The sequence below is a fragment of the Geomonas paludis genome (assembly GCF_014193585.1).
Taxonomy (GTDB): Bacteria; Desulfobacterota; Desulfuromonadia; order Geobacterales; family Geobacteraceae; genus Geomonas; species Geomonas paludis.
Window position 1 is genome coordinate 20,891 of record NZ_BLXY01000024.1, and the last position, 7,114, is coordinate 28,004.

The 7,114-nt window shown below is 67.0% G+C and carries 4 protein-coding genes and 1 pseudogene; all 5 read right to left on the reverse strand.

The window, feature by feature from the left end; genetic code table 11:
• Positions 1-11: 11 nt before the first annotated feature.
• Positions 12-2,909 (reverse strand): FAD-binding and (Fe-S)-binding domain-containing protein, encoded by a 2,898-nt coding sequence (locus tag H7687_RS21590; RefSeq protein WP_183351325.1) that lies wholly within the window; start codon positions 2,907-2,909, stop codon positions 12-14.
• A gap of 13 nt (positions 2,910-2,922) precedes the next feature.
• On the reverse strand, positions 2,923-4,011 hold the full coding sequence (locus tag H7687_RS21595; RefSeq protein WP_183351328.1) for an enolase C-terminal domain-like protein: 1,089 nt from the start codon (positions 4,009-4,011) through the stop codon (positions 2,923-2,925).
• Positions 4,012-4,100: 89 nt separating this feature from the next.
• A complete protein-coding gene (locus H7687_RS22150; protein WP_281376746.1) occupies positions 4,101-5,630 on the reverse strand; it encodes a glycoside hydrolase family 15 protein in 1,530 nt (509 codons plus the stop codon).
• A gap of 7 nt (positions 5,631-5,637) precedes the next feature.
• Positions 5,638-6,708: a glycoside hydrolase family 15 protein gene (locus H7687_RS22030; protein WP_281376747.1), complete on the reverse strand. Its 1,071-nt coding sequence runs from the start codon at positions 6,706-6,708 to the stop codon at positions 5,638-5,640.
• A 230-nt stretch (positions 6,709-6,938) separates the two neighbouring features.
• A pseudogene (locus tag H7687_RS21610) lies at positions 6,939-7,114 on the reverse strand (IS110 family transposase); the annotation flags it as partial.

The window sequence follows — 7,114 nt, forward strand, 5'->3', positions numbered from 1 at the left end:
CACAAGGGGCACTACTTGCCGCGGCTCAGGGCGAGCAGGAGCAGCTCGGCAAGATGCAGCGGCTTGCGGTCGGTGGCCTGCAATATCTGGGTCCGACAACTGAAACCGTCGGCGACAATGTACTCTCCCGGCGCGGCCTGCCGGACCACGGGGAGCAGCCCCATCTCGCCGATACGCATGGATATTTCGTACTTCCCCTTCTCGAAGCCGAAGGAGCCGGCCATGCCGCAACATCCCTGCTGGGGCTCGATCACGGTGAGTCCCATCTGCTTGAACAGCTCGTGCCCGGCTTCCGGATTCAACAGCGCCTTCTGGTGACAGTGGGCCTGGTACACGATGGTCCCGGAAAGCTTGGGCGGCGCGAGACCTTCCTTCTTCATGAACTCAGACATGGTCACGGTGAGACTGGTGACCCGCTTGCCGTCCTCGTGCTGGGGGTAGAGCTCGGATAGCTCGTCCCGGAATACGGCGGCGGTACTCGGCTCCAGGATCAGCACCGGGATGCCCTGGCGCACGTAGGGGCTCAACATCTCGACAACCTTGAGGATCTTCTTCCTGGCGTACTCGATCATGCCGTAGTCGATGGGGGGACGCACGGCGGGGGGACGCTTCTTCGGGACGATGACCTGGTAGCCGTACCGGGTAAGCAACTCGAAGGCGGCCTTCAGGGTCTCGGGGAAGAAACAGTCGTTGAAGATGTCGGGGTAGAGCACGACGCGGCGCCCCTCGCTGCGACCGCCGTGTCTGCCGCTTCTGTACCAGGAGGTGAAGGTCTCCGGGGCGAAGCGGGGCATGCTCCGTTGCCGGGCGATACCGCCTAACGCCTTGGTGATGCCCGAGAGTACCGGGGTCTGTCCCATGAAGTTGGCCAGCGCCGGCACCTTGGCGCCCAGCGCGCCCCAGATCCCGAACAGCCCCATGGAATAGGCCGGCAGCGGACGGAGCCGGTGCCGGTAGTGGTGGTGCAGAAACTCGGCCTTGTAGGTGGCCATGTCGACGTTGACCGGGCAGTCGGTCTTGCACCCCTTGCAGGAGAGACAGAATTCCAGGGATTCCAGCACCTCCTTGCTGTGCCAGCCGTCGGCCACGAAATCCCCCCGGAACATCTCGAACAGAAGGTGCGCCCGGCCGCGGGTGGTGTGCTTCTCCTCCAGGGTGGCCAGATAGCTCGGGCACATGAAGGCGTCGTGGGTGCGGCGGCACTTGCCCACGCCGACGCAGCGCAGGATGGCACGCGGGAAACTGCCGTCGTCGTTGGGGAAACGGAAACGGGTGTCGGGCTGCCACGGGTTGTACTCCGGCCCCAGCCTGAGGTTCTGATCGGGGCGGAAGGGCTCGACGACCTTACCGGGATTCATCTTCCATTCCGGGTCCCACAGCTCCTTGAAGCGCCGGAACGCCTCCAAAAGCTCGGGGCCGTACATCTTTTCCAGGTACATCGCCTTGGACTGCCCGTCGCCGTGCTCGGCGGAGAAGGAGCCGCCGTAGCGGACCACGAGGTCGGTGGCCTTGTCCAGGAAACTCAGGTAGTTCTGCACCCCCTGGTGGGTGAAGAGGTCGAAGGAGATGCGGCAGTGGATGCAGCCGTCGCCGAAGTGGCCGTACAGCGAGGCGATCAGGCCGTGCTCCTTCAGGAGGGCGTGAAAGTCGCGCAGGTAGGGGCCCACCTTTTCCGGCGGGACCGCGGCGTCCTCCCATCCCGGCCACCCCAGCGGCACGCCCGGGACGTTGGCCGTGGCCCCCAGTCCCGATTCCCGCACCTCCCAGACCATCTTCTCCTCCTTCTTGTCGGTAAAGAGCTTCATGGCGGGCGGGTTGTGCCGTTTGCCGATCTTCTTCATGGCCTCGCGCGCCTTGTGGTCGGATTCCTCCTTGTTGTCTCCGCCGAACTCGGCCAGGAGCCACCCCTTACCCTCGGGGAGGAGTTCGACGTCCTCGGGGTGCAGTTTCTTCTTCTTCATGAACGTGATGAGGAGCTCGTCCAGCCCCTCGAGCCCCACCGGCCCGAATTCCATCAGGGCGCCGATGTCGTCGCCGGCGCTGTAGACGTCGGGGTAGCCCAGCACCAAAAGCGTCCGCGACGGCGGGCTGTGCACCAGGCGCACGGTCGCCTCCAGCACGGTGACGCAGGTCCCCTCGGTCCCCACCAGGGCGCGGGCCACGTTGAAACCGTTCTCCGGGAGGAGGTCGTCCAGGTTGAACCCCGACACCCGGCGTGGGATCTTGGGATAGCGGCGCCGGATCTGCCGGTCGTAGCGGTCGCGGATGTCGCGCAGCCCGGCGTAGATCTCGCCCCGCCTGCCGCCCGCGGCGATGATGCGCTCCAGCTCTTCCTCGCTGGTGGGGCCGACGGTCATGCGCACACCGTCGTAGGTGATCACGTCCAGCTCCAGCACGTTGTCCGCGGTGCGCCCGGCCATGACCGAGTGGATGCCGCAGGAGTTGTTGCCGATCATGCCGCCGAAGGTGTTGTGGTCGTGGGTGGCGGGGTCGGGGCCGTAGGTGAGGTGGAACTTCTCGGTCTCGTCGCGCAGCTGGTCCAGGACCACCCCGGGCTGCACCCGTGCCGTCTTGTTGTGCGGGTCGATGTCCAGGATGCCGCGCAGGTACTTGGAGTGGTCGATGACCACGGCGACGTTGCAGGTCTGGCCGCACAGGGCGGTGCCCCCGCCGCGCGAGACCACCGGGGCGCCGTGCCTGCGGCAGACCTCCAGGGTCTTGATGACGGCGTCGGTGGTCTTGGGGAGCACCACGCCGATCGGGATCTGCCGGTAGTTGGAGGCGTCGGTCGCGTAGAGCGCGCGGCTCGTGCTGTCGAAACGGACCTCGCCGTCCACCGCGGCGCGCAGTTCGGCCTCGAGCGCGTTGGCGTTCACCGTTTCATTCCCCTTTTTGTCTGCTTCGCTCATCGCTCCTCCCTGGTCAGATCTGGAACCTTTCCGCCTCCGTTACCCGCAGCGTCAGGCCGTGGCCGGGGCGCTCCAGGTCGGGCGCCAGCGTGCCGTGCCACGGCTCGATGACCCCGTCGAACAGCATCCGCTCGATGCGCACGTGGTCGTGGAAGTATTCCAGGTGGCGAACGGGTGTCGCGGCGCAGCACAGGTGCAGGTGCAGCGCCGGCGCGCAGTGGGACGACATGGGGAGCCCCCAGGCGCCGCACAGGGCGGCGGCCTCCAGGAACCCGGTCACCCCGCAGCGGGTGGCGTCGGCCTGGAGCACGTCGACGCAGCCTCCGCGCAAAAGGTCGAGGAAATAGCCGAGGTTGAAGCCGTACTCGCCCGAGGAGATCTCCATCCCCTCCGGGGCCAGGTCGCGCACGAGGCGCAGCCCCTCCCGGTCCTGGTGCGGTACCGGCTCCTCGAACCAGGTCACCCCCTGCGCCGCGAAGTCGGCGGCCAGGGCGAGGGCCTGCTTGCGGGCGTAGCCGCCGTTGGCGTCCACCATGAGCTCCGCTTCCGCCCCGATCGCCTGCCGGGCGGCCCTGACCCGTTCCGGGTCGGCCTTGGCGTCGCGCCCGACCTTCATCTTGACCCGGCCGATCCCCTGTCCCACCCAGCCGGAGAGCTGCCGCTGCAGCTTGTCCACCGGGTACGAGGTGAAGCCGCCGCTGCCGTAGACCGGGACCCGCTCGCGCGCCTCGCCCAGCAGCGAGACCAGCGGCACCCCGAGCAGCCGGGCCTTCAGGTCCCACAGGGCGGCATCCAGCGCCGAGACCGCCATCATGCCGATGCCGGCGTTGCCCAGGTTGCGCAGCGCCCCGGTGAGGAGCACCCAGCAGGCGGCAATGTCCAGCGCGTTGCGCCCGCGCAAGAGGTCGCCCAGCTTGTCCTTGATCAGGGTTGCGGCGGCGGGGGAGGCGTAGCTGTAGCCGAAACCCTTTTCCCCCGCGCCGTGGATGTGGGTCGCCACCAGGATGGTGTCTTCCCAGCGGTAGGTGCCGTCGGATTCGCGCTCCTCGGTGGGGATGCGGTAGCAGTTGACCTCAACCCGTTCCACGATGGCCTGTTTCATGCCGTTTCCTCCCGCGGCGCGCGGTCTGAACCTGTCGCCGCAGTCTATGCGCCGTTAACGTCTGATGACCGTGACACGTTGTTCCGGCCTCAGCGCCGACGCGGGGTCAGCCTCCAGTCGTACTGCGCGTACTCGAGTTGGAACGATTCCGGGTGTTCCCTGATTTCCCGGGCGGTGTCGGCATCGGTGTAGCCGGCCACGAACACCGCCACGTCGTGTGCCGTCCGGCCCGGGTCGTCGAACCACTTGAAGATGCGCGGCAGGGTAAGCTTCCTTTCCGCCAGGTCCAGGCGCGCCTCCCGCCCGAGGTAACGCCGCAGCGCCGATGACAGGTCGGCCTCCAGGGTCGCCGGGGTGAGGACGGTGATGGGAGGCGACGAGGCGGTGGCGGTGTGGACCGCGAACAGGACCCGCGGGTCGCTGGGGCGGATTGAGCGGTGCAGGCGCGGGTCGCCGGGGGGAAGGGGAGGGAGGAGCCAGCCCGGCGCCGGGCGGTTGCCGCGCAGGATGCCGTGCAGGATCGCCTCGGCGCTGTACTCCTCCCGGCCGATGCGGCATCCCGCCTTGCGGTAGAACTTGGGGATCTCCTTCACCGACACCCGCGGCTTAAGCGCGAGCACGGCGTGGATCACCACCAGGGCGTGCAGGTTGCACCAGTAGCTGGTCCGCTCGGCGACATCCTGCAGGCTGTCCAGGTCGAAGGCCACCAGCGATGCCAAGGCCTCGGCGAGTCTCTCCCGCATGCCGGCCCTGGCGAGCCTGCCGTAGTCGGGATGTCCCTCCTCGGCGTGATCGCGGGCCACCTCGGCCAGCAGGCGCGCCAGTTGCTGCGGGGTGGCGGCAGCTTTGCCGTGTGGCGCCTCGGGGAGGAACAGCTCAGGGGGCTCGGGCCTGCGCCGTTCGTCCGCCTTGGCGTTGGCGAGCGCGGTGGCGGCGACGATGTACGCCTCGTGGCTGAAGGCCTGCGGGAAGTTGCCCAGCTGCTCCTGCCAGATGGGATCGTACTCTTCGGCCAGGAGGTGCAGGTGGCCCCCCACCTGGTTCACGCGTCCCAACAGGAGGTCCGCCTCCTCGATCTCCCCCTGCTTGGCCAGGTTGGTGATCAGCCACAGCGTGCAGGCGAGGAAGGTGCCGTCGCGCCCGGGGAGCCCGTCGTCGGTCCGGTAGCGGTAGAGGAAGCCGTCCTCGGTGAGGTCCATGCGCAGGGCCTCCACCGTGGCCAGCATGCGCGGATCGTCGTAGGGGATGAAGTCGCTGATGGACATGAGCAGCGCGCTGCCGTCCAGGGTGTCGCAGTCGTACCACATGGTGTAGGCCTGCCGCGTCTCGCTCCAGCCGCGCGACTGCACCTCACTGCCGATCTCCGCGCGCGCCGCCTCCCATCCCACTCCCGGGGGGAGCCAGAGGTGCCGTGCGATGCGCAGGCCGCGGTCCAGGGTGACCCAGCACATGGATTTGGAGTGGACGTAGTGCCTGGGCTCGCCGCGGATCTCCCAGATGCTCCAGTCCGCCTCGCGCCAGTGGTCCCGCGCGAAATCGCACATGAGGCTCAGGCCCTGCCACATCCGGGGGGCGGTGTCGCGGTTGCGGCTGAGCGCCAGGTGGGCCGCGATCAGCACATGGCCGTTAGATGCTGAACTGCTTCTGCTCCGAGGCCTGGTTGCCGATGCGTACCGGCGCGGAGCCGCGGTATCCCTCGAGGTGCGGCAGTTCGTGTTCGTCGAGCTTGCCGGAGCCGTCCATGCGGTACATCACCTGCAGTTCGTTTCTCCTGCTCTTCAGGATCACCTGTTCCAGCCAGCCCAGGTAGCTCTGCACCTCGTCGAAGTGTCCCACCTCGAACAGCGCGGTGAGCGCCATGGAGGTGTCGCGCACCCAGGAGTAGCGGTAGTCCCAGTTGCGCACCCCGCCGATCGCCTCGGGAAGCGAGGTGGTGGCCGCCGCGGCCATGGTTCCCTGCGGCTCGAAGCACAGGAGCTTCAGCACCAGCAGGGAGCGGATCACCGGGACCCGGTGCGGGCCGAGCTCGTTAAAGAAGCCGGTGCCGCTCGTGTGCAGCCAGTCGCGCCAGAAGGCGAGGGTTTCCACCAGCAGGTGTTCGGCTCTCCCTTCGGAGACCGGATCGGGCTCGCGTGCCCCGAAGTGCAGCCGCAGCACGGCCCGGTCACCCTGGCGCAGGTCCCAGACCCCCTCGGCGTCGCCGCCGCGGACCGCGAGCTCCCCGGTGCAGGAGAGGGCAACGCGGGTGTCACCGCCATGAGCGACCACGCCGCGTCCGGGGTGCAGCGTGAGCTCGGGGATGACGCTGCCGTAGTCGAACCTGGGGGAGAAGCGGACCCGGAGCCTGATCTGCCCGTTGTCGACCTTGATCAGGCGCAACAGCACGAAATCGCGCAGGCCTTTCTTCCCCTTGGGCTCGGGGAAGGTAAGGAAGTCGGTGAGGGTGCAGCTGCCGCTGCGGGTGCGGAAACGCGCGGTGAGGACGTTGCTGTCGTCGAGATAGGAGAGGGTGGAGTCCCATTCCCCCTCCGGGGTGATCGAGAAGGTGCCGCCGCGCTCCCGGTCCAGCAGCGCGGCGAAGACGCTCGGGGAATCGATGTGCGGCAGGCAGAGCCAGTCGATGGCGCCGTTGCGCCCGACCAGCGCTACCGACTGCAGGTTGCCGATGATGCCGTAATCGCTGATGCTGTTGCTCATCTGTGGGCCCCTTGGCACTCATGTGTGCCCCGGCTGCCGCAGGCACATTGGTGGAGTATAGCGGAGCGAAATTAAAAATCACCAATTTAAATGCGCGCGCCGCGGTCTCATGGGAAAGAAAGACAAAAGCCTCAACGCGAAGGCGCAATGGCGCGGAGACGCCAAGAACTTCAAAACGAAACGCAGAAACCAATATTTAACGCAATGGCGCAAAGCAACCGTGTTCTCTGTCAAGCAAAAGCGTGGCTATCGCTCCAAGGCTGGTTATCTCTGAGCATTGCATTCAGTATGACCAGGAGCTTTCGCATCGTAGCGGTTATAGCCACCTTGTGCACCTTACCGGCGTTCCTTAGCCGGTCATAGAAGACTTTTATCGTGGGGTTAAATCGCACTGCTGCTAGTGCCG

Excerpts from the sequence above, each read along its gene's own strand:
- H7687_RS22030 (WP_281376747.1), bottom strand. The coding sequence starts at position 6,708 with ATGAGCAACAGCATCAGCGATTACGGCATCATCGGCAACCTGCAGTCG.
- H7687_RS21595 (WP_183351328.1), bottom strand. The coding sequence starts at position 4,011 with ATGAAACAGGCCATCGTGGAACGGGTTGAGGTCAACTGCTACCGCATC.
- H7687_RS21590 (WP_183351325.1), bottom strand. The coding sequence starts at position 2,909 with ATGAGCGAAGCAGACAAAAAGGGGAATGAAACGGTGAACGCCAACGCG.